This window comes from Candidatus Synechococcus spongiarum SH4 (assembly GCF_000586015.1).
In the GTDB taxonomy this organism is placed as follows: Bacteria; Cyanobacteriota; Cyanobacteriia; order PCC-6307; family Cyanobiaceae; genus Synechococcus_B; species Synechococcus_B spongiarum_F.
On the sequence record NZ_JENA01000020.1, the window covers coordinates 1 to 13359 of the forward strand.

The window sequence follows — 13359 nt, forward strand, 5'->3', positions numbered from 1 at the left end:
GCCAAGGGTTCTCAGACAAAGGCATAGTCATAGTCTTCCATTTCGTCCCAGTCATCGGAGACGTTCTCAAGACCGGCATAAATGGTTTCTTCCCCGACGCTTTCTACGATTGTCTTCAGAGAAGGAAAAAGAAAATGGTTTTCCGCGGCATAGTGGGCGCTGAACACCCCCTTCTCAGCCAGAAAGAAACGATCTGTTGTATGCTCGTTGCGGCGTACGTTGATCAGTGCAGGGGGCTTCAGCTCTTGCTCGGCAATGTAATGGCGGGCCGCTGTGACAGGCTTGAACTCTCCAGTGTCCAGGTGAAAGGAAGGCACGTAGGAGAGAACCCGCTGGCCAGCCAGGCGGCGGCGGCTCACCCGCTTTCTTTTTTTTGACATAGAAAAATGGCCGGAATCCGAGGGTTCCCTTGCCCATGAACAACGGTAAACAGGCTAAGTCATTTTTGCGGTTTCAACAAGGGTTCCCCAATGCATTGCCCGGGCTCCGGTGTAACCCGGGGGGACGGCGACCCGGGTCTGATTTTCCTAGCCTGCATGGAAACTCTCCCCATCACTCCCGGTGGCCCTTGGCGTCTCTGCTGACTACCGCTCCCTGACCCAGAACCTGCTGGAATCCTTTGCCGGTGACGACGAGTTGCGCTGCCTGGCGGTGTACATGGCCCTCAGCGATGCCTCGGGCCTGCTGCAGTTGGAGGCGGTGGCCTGCTGGCCGGCCGGCCGGCAGCGGCTACCAGAGTCCCTGAGGGACCCCGCTCTACAGATTCCGGAACAGGGGCGCCGGTGGTTGCCGCTACGCAACGGCAACCATCTACTGGGGGCGCTGTTGGTGGAAACCGCAGCCTCATCCTGGCCGGACTCTTTCTCCCAACGACTCGGCCGCCTGGCCACCGCCCTGGCCATCGCCCGCACCCTGGACCTGCGCTGTGAAAACATGGCGCTGGACCTGGACCACCTGCAGAAACAGCAAGCCGAGCAGGAGCATCGGTTGGCGGCTCTGATCCACCAGATGCGGAATCCCCTGGCGGCCCTGCGCACCATTTCCCAGTTGCTGCGTCGGCGGCTGGATCAGGATTCCCAACAGCAACACCTGGTCACCAGTCTGTTGGACGAGGGCCAGCAGTTGGAGCATTACCTCAAGGCGCTGGAACAGTTGCCCCGTCAGCGCCTGAGCACGGAACTGGAGCAGCCTCGCCTGCTGCCCCCCTTCCGCTCCAGTCAGGTGGATGGTCAGTTGCGGGAGCGTCTCCCCCCCCTGTTGCGCCGCGCCCGCTCCAGTTGTGAAGCCTCGGGACACCCCTGGCATCAGCCCGGCGACTGGCCCCAGTGGCAGGGGGACGTGGATGCCGTGGCGGAGATCCTTGCCAATCTCATTGAAAACGCCCTTCGCTATGCCCCGCCCCAAGCTCCCATCGGTTTTTGCTGGGCCACCAGCGCTGAAGTCGTGCAACTACTGTTGTGGGACGGGGGTTGCCCTATCCCTGAACCGGAACGGGAGCGGATTTTCCGCCAGGGCCAGCGGGGCGCCGCCGGCGCTGGTCACCAGGGCACGGGCTACGGCCTCAGCCTGGGCCGCCAACTGGCTCAGAGCCTGGGGGGCGCCTTGACGCTGATCACCCAGCCGCAGCTTCTGTGTCCCGAGGCCACACCCGAAGGCAACGGTTTCCTGCTCACCCTGCCGATTTCCCCTCAAACAACCCCCGTAGGCGCAACCAACACCAGGCCATAGAGCCAGACGCAGGCGGTGGCGCTCCACTCCAGCGTCGCCCCCAGACTGTCGCCGCTCTGGCCCCCCAGCAGACGGCCCAGGAGCAGGGTTACCCCGATGCTCGCCATGCCTCCCGGGAGGACCCAGAGGCCGAAGCCCAGGGTGAGGCACGCCAGAAGCAGACCGGCGGGCAGAAGTTCCCAGATCAGGTTCTGTTGTTGAGCGGCATGGCGGGCGCCGCTGCCCTCCTGTCGCAAGGGGGGCCACCAGGCCAGGGCCAGCAGCGGCGCCGTGCGGGCCCACACCGCCACGCTTGCCAGGACGGCCGCCATGGGTCCATCAGCCTCCGCCAGCCAGAGCCATCCCCCGAACCGCAACAGCAACAACGCCGCCACCGCCGTCACCCCCATGGCCCCCACCCGGCTGTCGGCCATGGCTTTTTGCTGGGCGGGGCCGGCGCTCAGGCCGTCAGCCGTATCCATGACCCCATCCAGATGCAAGCCCCCCGTGAGGCCCATCTCCGCAACCAGCAGCAGGCTGATGCCGCTGGCGATCGGCAGGTGTAACGGCTCCACCAACTGCCAGAGCAGTCCCTGGATCAGGGCAACGGCCCCACCCACCAACGGGGCGAAGCGGGCAATGCGGCCAAAGCTGGGCCGCACCCATGGCAGGGGGGGGAGGCGGGAATAGAACATCCAGCTTCCCGCCAGGTCGTTCCACCAGTGGCCGGGGCGTGGATCAGGCACGGGCTATGGGGCCAAATCCGGGCCGGCATTCCACGCCAGCCTAGGGTGCCACCCATGGGTTTTCGTTTTGTGATCCGCCATCGCTGCCCCGTGACCCAGGCGCGCCTGGGTCGACTGCAGACGCCCCACGGCCCGGTGGACACGCCCCGCTTCATGCCCGTGGGCACCATGGCCACCGTGAAGGGGCTGACCACAGAACAACTGGGCCAGACCCAGGCGCAGATGGTGTTGGCCAACGCCTACCACCTCCACCTGCAGCCCGGTGAAGACCGGGTTGCCGAGGCGGGGGGGCTGCACCGTTTCATGGGTTGGGACGGACCGATCCTGACGGACTCGGGCGGCTATCAGGTGTTCAGCCTTGCGGGCTGCAACCGGGTGGAGGACCAGGGCGTCACCTTTCGCTCCCCTCGGGACGGTCGCACCATCCGGATGACGCCGGAGCGCAGCATGGCCATCCAGAACCGCCTCGGAGCGGACGTAATCATGGCCTTCGATCATTGTCCGTCAGCGCAGGCCGATTGCCAGGAGGTGGAGGCCGCCACGGACCGCACCCACCATTGGCTGGAGCGCTGCATCGCCGCCCACGACAACCAGGATCAAGCCCTGTTCGGCATTGTTCAGGGGGGACGCCATGGGGAGTTGCGCCGCTGGTCGGCGGCCACCGTTTGCAGCCATGACCTGCCCGGCTTCGCCATCGGCGGGGTCAGCGTGGGGGAATCCACGGCGGACATCCACCGGGTGGTCAAACTGGCGGCGCCCCTCCTGCCTGAGCAAAAACCCCGCTACCTCATGGGTGTGGGTTCGCTGGCGGAGATGGCCCAGGCTGTGGCCCAGGGGGTGGATCTGTTCGACTGCGTTCTGCCCACGCGCCTGGGCCGCCATGGCGCCGCCCTGGTGCAAGGCGACGCCTGGTCGTTGAAACGGGCCTGCTTTCGCGATGACCACCGCCCCCTGGACAGCAGTTGCCCCTGCTGGACCTGCCGCCGCCACTCCCGCGCCTATCTCCACCATCTGGTCCATAGCCGGGAACTGCTGGCCGCAAGTCTTCTGAGCATCCATAACCTCACCCACCTGCAACGCTTCTGCAACGCCATGGGCCAGGCCATTGTTGAGGGAACGTTTGCAGAGCATTTCACCCCCTGGGATTCAGCCTCGCCGGCGGCCAACACATGGTAGTTTTCAGACTACGCCGCTCATCACGGAATCCGAACGCCATGGTCCAGCCCGCCCTCATCCTGGCCCAACTTCCGGAGGCTTATCAGCCCTTCGCTCCACTGGTGGACATTCTGCCGCTGATTCCCCTGTTCTTCCTGCTGCTGGCCTTTGTCTGGCAGGCTTCCGTCGGCTTCCGCTGAAACGGGCCGCCGCCCACTCCATCAGCACATGGCCTGAAAAAACAGGCAATTGCAGGATACGGGGCCAGCGCCCCGGCTCCTGCAGCAGGCGATAGAACCATTCCAACTGGAGCGCCTGCATGAGGGTTGGCGCTCGCCGTACAGAGCCGCTCCACACATCAAAGCTGCCGCCCACCCCCAGCCAGAGGCCATGGCCCAGGGGCCGCGCCTTGTCGATCCACAACTCCTGGCGCGGCGCCCCAAGACCCACGAACACCAGTTCCGGCTGCTGTCGCCTCAGATCCGCTTCCACCATGGGCCAATGGTCCGGTGGTTGATAGCCGTGGATGAGGCGCTGCAAGCGCAGTTGCGGGTGGCGCCGTTTCCAGAACCGGGCCGCCGCCTGAAGACGGTCGTCCCGCGCCCCCACCCAGGCCACCCGCCACCCCCGGGCGGCGGCATGGTCCAGCAGCATTTCCGCCAGGTCAATGCCCGGTTGGCGCCGCAGCCGATGGCCCTGGAGCCGCAACGCCCACACCACCCCTGCCCCGTCGGGAATCACCAGTTCAGCCCTCTGGATCACTCTGCGGAGGGGGGCATGGTTGCGGGCGGCCATGGTCATCTCGGCATTGAGGGTCACCACGTGGCCGCCAGAGCGGACCAGGGCTTCCGCCGCACTGAGGAGATGAGGGGTCAGGTGGACAGGCAGACCCAGCACCTCCGCCTTCAGGCATTCCCTTGGCGCCATCAGATGGGTTGATCCAGATGCATGGTGGGATTGTCCACGCTGCGCTCAATCCAATGGGCCAACTGCAGGGCGCGGGAGGCTTGCTGACCGTCCACTGCAGAAGCCTCCAGACCCCGCACACAGCGGAGAAAGTTCTCCAGTTCCGTATAGAGGGGTTCGATTGAGGTGGTGGACACCTCCTCAATGAAGCCGTCGTTGCGGTAAATCAGTTCCCCGTGATCAGCGGAATACCACTGGTGGGCGCGGCGGTGGATGCAGAGGGTGTGGTTGAGAAAGTCCGTCTCCACCAAAGTATTCCGGCAGTGGGCGCTGAGACTGCGAATTTTGTGATGGGCCATCTTGCTGGCCGTCAGGCTGGCCACCACCCCATTGCTGAAGCCCAGGGTGGCGTTGACATAGTCGATGGGCCCCGTGCCGCTGCGCCCACCGGCAGCGGCCAGGCGCGCCACTTTGGCGCCGGCCAGTTCCAACACCAGATCAATGTCGTGGATCATCAAGTCCAGCACCACGGACACATCGTTGGCCCGGTCTCCATGGGGGCTATGGCGACGGCTCTCCAACACCACCACCTCCTCGTTGGACACCACCTTGACCAGTTCCCGAAAAGCCGGATTAAACCGTTCAATGTGGCCCACGTGCAGGAGTTGCTGATGCTCTTCCGCCGCTGCATTCAAGTCGCGGGCCTCCTCCTGGGTGGCGGCGATGGGTTTTTCCATCAGGACATGGAGTTTGGCGCGGAGACAATCCATGCCCACCTGGTGGTGGAGCAGTGTGGGTACGGCAATGCAAACCGCCTCCACCTGGTGGAGCAACTCCCGATAGTCGTGGACCACCTGGCAACCGAACTGGTCCGTTGCCATGGCCAGGCGTTGGGGATCCGTATCCGCCACCGCCACCAATTCCGCATCCCGCAACAGGCTCAGGACCCGGGCATGGTGCCAGCCCATGTTGCCAATCCCGATCACGCCAACTCTGACGGGCTCCATGGCAGGCGCAGGAACAACGGGAGGTGCAACCAGGGTTCAGCCCCCTCAGTTGTACCCATTATGGGCCACCGGAAGCATCGGATCGAGGACTCCGGCCAGAGTGGCCAGGATTGCCTGGGGGCATGCGCAGTTCCACGTGGGTAATGCGGGGACCCTTGAGGCGTTGAACCACAAAGTGCAGTTCATGCCAATGAAGGCTCTCGCCCACAGCGGGGATGCGCTGAAACTGCTCCAGAAGGAATCCCGCCAAGGTGTGGTGTTTTTCCGACTGGGGCAGAGAGATGTTGAGCTGGCGGTTGATCTCGTCAATTTCCAGATCGGCAGCCACACACCAATGGCCTGGGGCCATGGTTCTCACGGCAACAGGTTGGCCATTGGCGGCATCCTCTTCTTCGCCGACGATTTCACCGGTGAGATCCGCAATGGTGACCAGACCTTCCGTGCCCCCATGGGTATCCACCACCAGCAGCATGGGGGTATCGTCACGAATCAGGGCCAGCAGCTCCGCCAAAGACGCGGTCTCCGCAATGCGCTGCAGGGGGGCAAGGTAAGGCCGCATGGGGGTGTCGCCCCGGATCTTCCCTTGCCCCAAGGGTCCGGCCAGGCTGCGGAGGTCCAGCAGGCCCTTCACATCATCCAGGGACTGGCCAAGGACGGGGAAGCGGGCATGGCGGGTGTTCTGCACCGCGGCCATAAGTTGCCGGAACGTCACGTCGGCAGGCAGGGTGACCATCTGTGAACGGGGAATCATCACTTCCCGAACCAGGGTGTCCCTCAGGGAAAACGCCCCCTCGAGAATGAGCCGCTCATCCGGTTGGAGTCCGGTGACGTTGTCGGTTTCAATCAAGGTTTCCAACTCGCCTGCCGACAGGGGTGGAGCCAGATCCTGCCAATTGTGGGGCAACCGGAACAGTGTGAGAAGACTCAGGCTGCAACGCTCCAGCACCCGCAGTGGACTATCCAGGAGGGTGATGGCCACCTGGAGTTGGGGGCCGAGGGCCAGAGCAGCCCGTTCCGGCTGGTGCAGCACCATGGCTTTGGGCAGCAGACTCGCGCCAAGGGCCACCAGCAGCGTCGTCACGCAGAGCAGCACGACCGTCAGCCAACTGCTCTGCAGGTGGAGCGGGAGCAGGTCCTGCGCCAACCAGCCCGCCAACCAACCCATGGCCAGCAAGGCAAAGCAACTGCCAAATTGGGTCAGGATCAGCGCGCGGAGTGGGCGGCGCTGCAGTCGTTCCACCGTGGCGGCCGCAGAGGGGTTGATGGGGGTGAGTTCCTGAACCTGGGTAGGTCGCAGGCGCAGCAGGGCCAGTTCTCCCGCCAGGCAAAAGGCCAGCACAGCCATCAGCAAGGGAATGAACAGCAACGGTGCGGCCAAGGCCATGGCTGAGCCCGAAGCAGGGCGGCTTGAGGCGGGGGTGTTGGCTAGGCTACCGGCTCAACCAGTCCAGTCAACATGGTCTTCCCAGCCGGTGCCCTCGTGCCCCGCCGCCGGTTCTGGTCTCGTCCTGTCGCCTGCCTGTTCCTGCTCGGGCTGACGGCCTGGGGTCTTCCGGCAGAGGTTTGGGCCGGCGATCCTTTCGAGAAAGTGTCTGTGGAAGATATTTCGCGCTTTGTCAAGACCGATCAGGCTGATCGCAACCTGGAGCTGTTGATCGACAATTCCGGATGGACCCGTGCCGAGTTGAGGGCCGGCTTGCAGAAGTCCTATCGGGTGAGCTTGGTGTCCATTGACCGCTTTCTGCGCTCCAGCACCGGCGAACGATTCCTCGACTTCGTCACACGCGGCTATGGGCCCCGCTCAGCCAACGTGGACCCATCCCAAGCCCTGCGGTCCGCCATCATCCAGGACGCCTCCGACCGCTCCATTAGCGCCCTGGGCATCATGGAGGCCCTGCCTGTGGACTTTTCGGTCTCCAGCGGTTTGTCCATCTGCGCCCAGCAGGTGGACATCTCGTCCCGGCAACGCACCTCCGCCCTCTCCTACTACCTGTTCCTGCCAGCCTGCCTTCGCGCCAGCCAGCATGTGCGCTGAGGGTGTAGCGCCCAGCAGCCCCAGGTGACAACTGTCCGGAACCGCCCATCCTTCCCTGTAACCGATGGCCCTTCTCCTTCTGGACAAGTTGACCATTCGCTACCCGCACCAACGTCAGCCGGCCTTGTTGAAGGTGTCTCTGGCGTTGGAATCGGGGGATCGTCTTGCCTTGGTGGGGCCGTCCGGCTGCGGCAAAAGCACCTTGGCCAGGGCCATCCTGGGCTTGTTGCCCCAAGGCAGCACCGGGGACGGCGTGTTGCAGGTGGCGGGCCGGGATCCCCGCCGCCTCCAGCCTCGACACCTGCGCCAGCTTCGCGGCGCCACCGTGGGGCTGGTATTTCAAGATCCCATGACCCGGCTCAATCCACTGCTCACCACTTGGGATCATCTGCTTGACCTGCTGGCTGCCCATCGGCCCCGTTGGCCCCGTTGCCGGTACCGGCAGAAAGCCCGCGACCTTCTGGAGCAGGTGGACATGCCCAGCCGCTGTCTGGATCAGTATCCCCACCAACTCAGTGGCGGGATGCGGCAGCGGCTGGGCATTGCCTTGACCATGGCCCTGGAGCCGGCCCTGGTGATCGCCGATGAACCCACCACCTCCCTGGACGTGGTGGTGGCCACCCAGGTGATGGCCGCCCTGTCCAATCTGTGCAAGCGGCAGGGTGCGGCTCTGCTGCTGATCACCCATGATCTGGCCCTTGCCGGCAGTTGGTGTTCGCGGATGGCCGTCCTGGGGGAAGGGCAGCTTGTGGAGGCCGGACCCGTTCAGCAACTGCTGGCTGCGCCCCGAACCCCCTTGACCCGCGCCCTGGTGTCCGCGGCGCGCCTCAAGGAAGGCCAAGCCAGCCCCAGGCGCGCCTCCACCCGCCCCCTGCTTCAGGTGACGGGCCTGCGCTGCTGGCATGCCTTGCCCGGCCCATGGCCTTGGCGACCCCGTTGGCTGCGGGCTGTGGACGGCATCGATCTGAACCTGGAAGCGGGAGAAACCATTGGCATCGTTGGCGCCTCCGGCTGCGGCAAAAGCACCCTTTGCCATGGCCTCGCCGGTCTGATGCCATTGCGGGGCGGCCAGGTGGCCTTGAATGGCCAGGCTGTGCTCCAGGGGCGTGGCGGACGGCGCCACCGCCAACTGCGGCGATGCTTGCAGATGGTGTTTCAAGATCCCCTGGCCTGCCTGAACCCTGCCATGACGGTGGAGGATGCCCTGCTGGATCCCCTCCTGATCCATGGCCTGGCCCACCGCAGAGGCGGCCGGGAAAAGGTTCTGGAAGCTCTTGCAGCGGTGGCCCTGACACCGCCGGAGGATTTTCTGGATCGTCTGCCCCGGCAACTCAGTGGCGGTCAGCAACAGCGGCTGGCCATTGCCCGCGCCCTCATCCTCAGGCCCTTGGTACTGCTCTGCGATGAACCCCTGGCCATGCTGGACGCCGTGACCCAGAAAGACATGCTGGAGTTGCTCCAGGATTTGCGGCGCCGCCTTGGATTGGGTCTGATTTTCGTCACCCACGACCTGGGCATTGCCGCATCCTTCTGTCATCGGGTCCTGGTGCTGGACGGCGGCCATGTGGTGGAGGAAGGTCCCGGAGATGCTCTCCTTGCCGATCCTCGGACCAGGGCAACACGCCAACTGGTGGCAGCCTGCCCCCGTCTGCCCCGGCCCGTCTGCCCCGTGACATGACCCGGGGTCGTCAGGATGGAACTCCGAACCGATTCGGATTCAGGGATGGATCACCGTTCATTGTCAAAGCGACCGGAGTTGTCCTGCTCGGCTTCCCATTGGGGGGTTGTGTTCTGATTCCGGTTGATTGGCGTGCCCCGGGGCGGCGGAGAGGGGCGCGGCGCTGATCGGGCCAGTTTCAGGTTGGGATCCTGATCAAAGGGCTCGGAACCCATTGCTGGCCGCCGCTGGCGACGGGCCACAAGGGGGCGGTTGGAACGATCAGCCGCCCGTCTTGCGCGGCCTTCTATACGCTGCTGGCGCTGGCTGCCGCTCAGGGGGCGCTCGGAACGGGAGGAGAACCGCTCCCCGGACGGCTCAAGCTGGGCCCTCCGGGGCGAAAGTCCGCGGCGGCTTGTGCGTCCTCCACTTGCACTTGAGCGTGGCGATTCCGGAACCTCCCGGTCCCAATCCTGTCTCGGGGGCAATGGGGGCGCGTCTCGCCACGGCGGCTCCTCTTCCGGGGCGCGACGGGTGGGGCGACGGGAGGGGGGGAATCCCAATCACCAGTCGCCAACGCAGGGCGGCGCCTGGGGGGGCGCTGCTCCAGGTTATCCCACTCGTCCAGTCTGGAGCCGATGGGCTGAACCGCACCCCGGGAGAGGGTTTCATTGCCTTCGGGGTCGTCCATGAACTCCCTGCGTCGCGCCTGCTCCGCCGTCACCCCCCGTAGACGCAGGCTCTCGTACACAAAGAACCCCGTTGTGGTGGCCAGGAGGAACTGGCTGAACTGCAAAATCGGATCCAGGCGCCAGCCCTGGAAAAACAGAATTCCTCCGCAGAGCAGACCCACGGCGGCAAAGAAAACGTCCGTGTCGCGAGACAGAGCGGGCTTATAGAAGCGCAGGGAATACAGCAGGGAGCCGCCAACCATCAGCACGATGCCGACGATGCTGACCCAGTTGAGGGAAGTGTTGACCATGAGGACCTCAGCCCAGGGGAGGAGCCGTTCCCCAGGTTAAGCACCCGGCCAGGTGACCGGGCTGCGCAACTGACAACCGTTAAAGGGGCACAGGCATCAGTTGCGGGTGACCTTATCCGCCTGGCTCACGAAGAGCAACGCCGCCGTGATGGGGATCACAACAATTACGGCGCCCCAGACCAGACTGCTCAGAAACGCTGAAAGAGATGGAGTCACGGAGGCTAACGCTCAACTTGCTCCAAGTGTAAGGGAGCGTCCAGCGCCAGGGCCGAAGTTGTTAAAGAACTGCTGATCTGCCCGGCGGACGGCCGGCATCACCCATGCCGCCGAAACTCCAGCAGCCGTGAAAAGTAGAACGGCGCACTGCAGAACAACCGACGATCCGTAGGCCGGAACCCGGCGGCGGCGGCGGCGGCCACAATGCCGGACTCCTTCAGGGCGTAGGCCCGGGTCGCTTTGCTGGCGCCGGGGAAGATGCTCCCGATGGCTTTCAGCAGGGCCAACGGCAGGCTGTAGGGGGCAAAACTCACGATCAGACGATCCTGGCTCAGGCCGGCCAGATGGCGCACCATGGCCTCTGCGGCTTTTTGGGGGTAGTGGATGAACACGTCCAGGCAGATAACGGTGTGGAACTCACCCCGCAGGGCTTCCAGATCAGCCACCTGAAACCTCGCCTGTTCGGAACTGACGCCAGCGGCGGCGGCCCGCTGTTGGGCCTCGGCCAACATGGCTTCCGACAGATCACTGGCGGTGATCCGCTGCGCGCCCATGGTCGCCAGGGGAAGGGTGAGGGAGCCCACGCCACAGCCGGCATCGCAGAAGCTGCGGGTCTTGACGTCGCCGTCATCCTGAAGCCAGTTCAGTACGGCGGTGACGGTTTTGTTGTGGCCATGGCGGATGTGCTCCTGCACCTTGTTCACGTCCCGGCTGTCGCTGTAGATGCGGCGCCAGCGCTCGAAACCGGTCCCGTTGAAATAGTTGCGCACCACCTCTTTCTCGTTGCCGGTGGCGCTAGGGTTGGATGGGACCATGGCGGGATGCAGGGGCACGGCCAGGGATCCTAAAGGTCGAATTGCCAAACCGTCAGCAGGGGCACCAGCAGTGTGGCCAGGATGGTCAGGGGAGCGCCGTAGCGCACCATGTCCTGGATGCGGTAGCCCCCTGGGCCAAACACCATCAAGTTGGTCTGATACCCGAAGGGGGTGATGAAGCTCCAGCTTGCGGCAAAGACGATGCACACCACACAGGCCATGGGATCAATCTGCAGATCCAGGCCGATGCGGGCAGCCACCGGCAGCCAGAGCACCACCGCGGCGGCATTGCTCATCACTTCCGTGGTCAGGGTGGTGATCAGATAAATGGTGACCAGCACCCCGTAGGCTGGCCAGTCCCCGGTCAGGTTCACCAGTCGGGTGGCCATCTCCTCCGCCAGGCCGGTTTTCACCAACGCCGCGCTGAAACCGTACAGGGAGCCCACCAGCAGGATCAACTCCCACCGCACCGCCTGTTGCAGGTCGCCAGGGCGAAGGCTGCCCACCGCCACCATGGCCACCACCCCCAGACAGGCCGCCGCCACCAGGGGCATGATCCCCAGGCCGCTCAACACCAGGACGAACAGACCAATGAGGATGGTGGGGTACTTTTTGGCGGTGGTGGGCAGTTCGTGCTCAATCTTGTCCATCACCACCAGATCACTGCTGGCCTGGAGACCCCGCAGACTGTCCAGAGGGGCCTGGAGCAACAGCACGTCCCCGGCCCGCAACACCACCTGCCCCAACCGTTCCCGCACCAGTTCCTGACCACGGCGCAGGGCAATGACGGTGGCATTGAAGCGCTGCCGAAACCGCAATTCCTGCAGCGAGGCCCCGGCCAGGAAGGAGCCGGCGGGCAGCAGCGCCTCCACCATCCGCTGGGTGGCTGTTCCCTCAACACCTTGCCCCCCGGATGCTGCTGGCGCCGCCAGGCTCACGGTGTGCTCCTGCTGCAACCGCAGCAGATCCGCCCGGCTGCAACGCAGCAGCAGGCGGTCCCCACCGCTGAGCACCCGATCCGCAAAGGGGGGCGAGAAGCGCTCGCCCCCTCGTTGCAACTCCAGAACATCCACGTCAAAACGGCGCTGCAGACGGCTGTTGTGCAGGGTCTGCCCCACCAGGATGGAGTCGGCAGGCACCTCCACCTCCGTCAGGTAGCCGTCACGGCTGAGGCTGGCCAGCAGTTCCAGCCCGTCACGGTTCCGCTCCGGCAACAGATGGGGCGCCACCCAGATCAGGTAGGCGCCGCCCAGCAGGTACAGGGGCAGGGCAATGGGGGTCAGCGTAAAGAGTTGGAGCCCTCCGTCGAATCCCATCTCCTCGCCCACACTGCGGCTCAGGTCGTTGGCCAGCAGGTTGGTGGAGGTGCCGATCAGGGTGAGGGCGCCCCCCAGGATGGTGGCGGTGGAAAGGGGCAGCAACAGGCGCGACGGCGGCAGGCCGCGGCGCTGACACCAGGCCTCCACCACCGGGATCAAGGTGGCGACGATGGGAGTGTTGGCCAGGATGCCCGCCAGGGGACCGATGGCCACCACAAACAACTGGATCAACTGGCGGGGCTGCTTCATGCGGTTGCCCCCCATCAACTCCCGCAAGCGATCCAGGGCGCCACTGCGGAACAACCCGGCCGAGAGGGCAAACATGGCCAGCAGGGTGATCACCGCGGGGCTGGCAAAGCCGGCCAGAGCCTCGGCAGGGGAGAGCACCCCGCTGGCCATGAGCAGCCCCATGGCCAAGAGACCCACCACCTCCGGCGGCAACGCCGCCGTGATGAACAGGACAATGGCCAGCACCAGGATCAGCAGGGTGATGAGGGCATCCATGGGAGGCTCGGCAGCCCTTCACTCATGCCTCCATCATGCCCGTTGCCGTGTTGGCCGGGAAGGATTGTGTGCGTTGCACCAGGATGCAACGGATTCCAGCCGCCCGGGCCCCCTGCGCGTCCGCCTTTGCATCCCCCAGGTGCCACACCTGGTGGGGTAACAGCCCCAACCGCTCCACGGCCATGTGAAACAACCGGGGATCAGGCTTGGCCACGCCGCAACGGCTTGAGATCACCACAGCCGTGAACCAGTGGCGCAACCACAACCTCTCCAGCAAGGAATCCAGACGTCTGTCAAAGTTGCTCACCAC

14 protein-coding genes and 2 pseudogenes are annotated in these 13359 nt (G+C 64.8%); 5 read left to right on the forward strand and 11 right to left on the reverse strand.

The window, feature by feature from the left end:
* Nucleotides 1-11: 11 nt before the first annotated feature.
* Nucleotides 12-380: a DUF3155 domain-containing protein gene (locus BG35_RS0101975; protein WP_025781464.1), complete on the reverse strand. Its 369-nt coding sequence runs from the start codon at nucleotides 378-380 to the stop codon at nucleotides 12-14.
* 181 nt (nucleotides 381-561) lie between these two features.
* On the opposite strand from BG35_RS0101975, the gene BG35_RS0101980 reads away from it, so the two are divergent.
* The gene (locus BG35_RS0101980; RefSeq protein WP_025781465.1) at nucleotides 562-1728 is read left to right on the forward strand and encodes a sensor histidine kinase; all 1167 of its coding nucleotides are present in this window, start codon (nucleotides 562-564) and stop codon (nucleotides 1726-1728) included.
* Here the strand turns inward: BG35_RS0101980 and BG35_RS0101985 are convergent.
* Nucleotides 1689-2453: an adenosylcobinamide-GDP ribazoletransferase gene (locus tag BG35_RS0101985; RefSeq protein WP_025781466.1), complete on the reverse strand. Its 765-nt coding sequence runs from the start codon at nucleotides 2451-2453 to the stop codon at nucleotides 1689-1691. The genes BG35_RS0101980 and BG35_RS0101985 overlap by 40 nt on opposite strands.
* Nucleotides 2454-2507: 54 nt before the next feature.
* On the opposite strand from BG35_RS0101985, the gene tgt reads away from it, so the two are divergent.
* Entirely contained in the window at nucleotides 2508-3629 is a 1122-nt protein-coding gene (tgt, locus tag BG35_RS0101990; RefSeq protein ID WP_025781467.1) for a tRNA guanosine(34) transglycosylase Tgt, read from the forward strand.
* 38 nt (nucleotides 3630-3667) lie between these two features.
* A complete protein-coding gene (locus tag BG35_RS11860) occupies nucleotides 3668-3808 on the forward strand; it encodes a photosystem II reaction center protein K (RefSeq protein WP_071994749.1) in 141 nt (46 codons plus the stop codon).
* 19 nt (nucleotides 3809-3827) lie between these two features.
* Here BG35_RS11860 and BG35_RS09865 read toward each other — a convergent pair.
* The 3 genes and pseudogenes from BG35_RS09865 to BG35_RS0102005 all read right to left on the reverse strand — a co-directional run.
* Nucleotides 3828-4535 (reverse strand): annotated as a pseudogene (locus BG35_RS09865) (WecB/TagA/CpsF family glycosyltransferase); the annotation flags it as partial.
* A complete protein-coding gene (locus tag BG35_RS0102000; RefSeq protein WP_025781469.1) occupies nucleotides 4535-5521 on the reverse strand; it encodes a Gfo/Idh/MocA family protein in 987 nt (328 codons plus the stop codon). The pseudogene BG35_RS09865 and the gene BG35_RS0102000, both read right to left, overlap by 1 nt.
* A gap of 58 nt (nucleotides 5522-5579) precedes the next feature.
* Entirely contained in the window at nucleotides 5580-6905 is a 1326-nt protein-coding gene (locus BG35_RS0102005) for a hemolysin family protein (RefSeq protein WP_051506091.1), read from the reverse strand.
* 96 nt (nucleotides 6906-7001) lie between these two features.
* Here BG35_RS0102005 and BG35_RS09870 point away from each other — a divergent pair, with 96 nt between their 5' ends.
* Entirely contained in the window at nucleotides 7002-7556 is a 555-nt protein-coding gene (locus BG35_RS09870; RefSeq protein WP_025781471.1) for an alpha/beta hydrolase, read from the forward strand.
* Nucleotides 7557-7620: 64 nt separating this feature from the next.
* Nucleotides 7621-9234, forward strand: a complete 1614-nt coding sequence (locus BG35_RS0102015) for an ABC transporter ATP-binding protein (protein WP_025781472.1) — start codon at nucleotides 7621-7623, stop codon at nucleotides 9232-9234.
* A gap of 50 nt (nucleotides 9235-9284) precedes the next feature.
* Here BG35_RS0102015 and BG35_RS12945 read toward each other — a convergent pair whose 3' ends face one another.
* The 6 genes and pseudogenes from BG35_RS12945 to BG35_RS0102040 form a co-directional block, all read right to left on the reverse strand.
* Nucleotides 9285-9449 (reverse strand): hypothetical protein, encoded by a 165-nt coding sequence (locus BG35_RS12945; RefSeq protein WP_161632500.1) that lies wholly within the window; start codon nucleotides 9447-9449, stop codon nucleotides 9285-9287.
* Between the two features lie 454 nt (nucleotides 9450-9903).
* Nucleotides 9904-10195 (reverse strand): annotated as a pseudogene (locus tag BG35_RS14235) (Ycf66 family protein); the annotation flags it as partial.
* A 96-nt stretch (nucleotides 10196-10291) separates the two neighbouring features.
* Nucleotides 10292-10411: a photosystem II reaction center protein PsbX gene (gene psbX / locus BG35_RS11865; protein ID WP_071994750.1), complete on the reverse strand. Its 120-nt coding sequence runs from the start codon at nucleotides 10409-10411 to the stop codon at nucleotides 10292-10294.
* A gap of 98 nt (nucleotides 10412-10509) precedes the next feature.
* Complete coding sequence (bchM, locus tag BG35_RS0102030) at nucleotides 10510-11226, reverse strand: magnesium protoporphyrin IX methyltransferase (protein ID WP_034416572.1); 717 nt, start codon at nucleotides 11224-11226, stop codon at nucleotides 10510-10512.
* A 29-nt stretch (nucleotides 11227-11255) separates the two neighbouring features.
* Nucleotides 11256-13049 (reverse strand): SLC13 family permease, encoded by a 1794-nt coding sequence (locus BG35_RS0102035; RefSeq protein WP_025781475.1) that lies wholly within the window; start codon nucleotides 13047-13049, stop codon nucleotides 11256-11258.
* A gap of 22 nt (nucleotides 13050-13071) precedes the next feature.
* On the reverse strand, nucleotides 13072-13359 hold a 288-nt coding region (locus BG35_RS0102040), incomplete at its 5' end, for an HAD-IA family hydrolase (protein WP_025781476.1).

Coding starts and splice junctions, on each gene's coding strand:
- BG35_RS0102015 (WP_025781472.1), top strand. CDS start 7,621: ATGGCCCTTCTCCTTCTGGACAAGTTGACCATTCGCTACCCGCACCAA.
- tgt (WP_025781467.1), top strand. CDS start 2,508: ATGGGTTTTCGTTTTGTGATCCGCCATCGCTGCCCCGTGACCCAGGCG.
- bchM (WP_034416572.1), bottom strand. CDS start 11,226: ATGGTCCCATCCAACCCTAGCGCCACCGGCAACGAGAAAGAGGTGGTG.
- BG35_RS0102035 (WP_025781475.1), bottom strand. CDS start 13,049: ATGGATGCCCTCATCACCCTGCTGATCCTGGTGCTGGCCATTGTCCTG.
- BG35_RS0101975 (WP_025781464.1), bottom strand. CDS start 380: ATGTCAAAAAAAAGAAAGCGGGTGAGCCGCCGCCGCCTGGCTGGCCAG.
- BG35_RS0102005 (WP_051506091.1), bottom strand. CDS start 6,905: ATGGCCTTGGCCGCACCGTTGCTGTTCATTCCCTTGCTGATGGCTGTG.
- BG35_RS11860 (WP_071994749.1), top strand. CDS start 3,668: ATGGTCCAGCCCGCCCTCATCCTGGCCCAACTTCCGGAGGCTTATCAG.
- BG35_RS0102000 (WP_025781469.1), bottom strand. CDS start 5,521: ATGGAGCCCGTCAGAGTTGGCGTGATCGGGATTGGCAACATGGGCTGG.
- BG35_RS12945 (WP_161632500.1), bottom strand. CDS start 9,449: ATGGGTTCCGAGCCCTTTGATCAGGATCCCAACCTGAAACTGGCCCGA.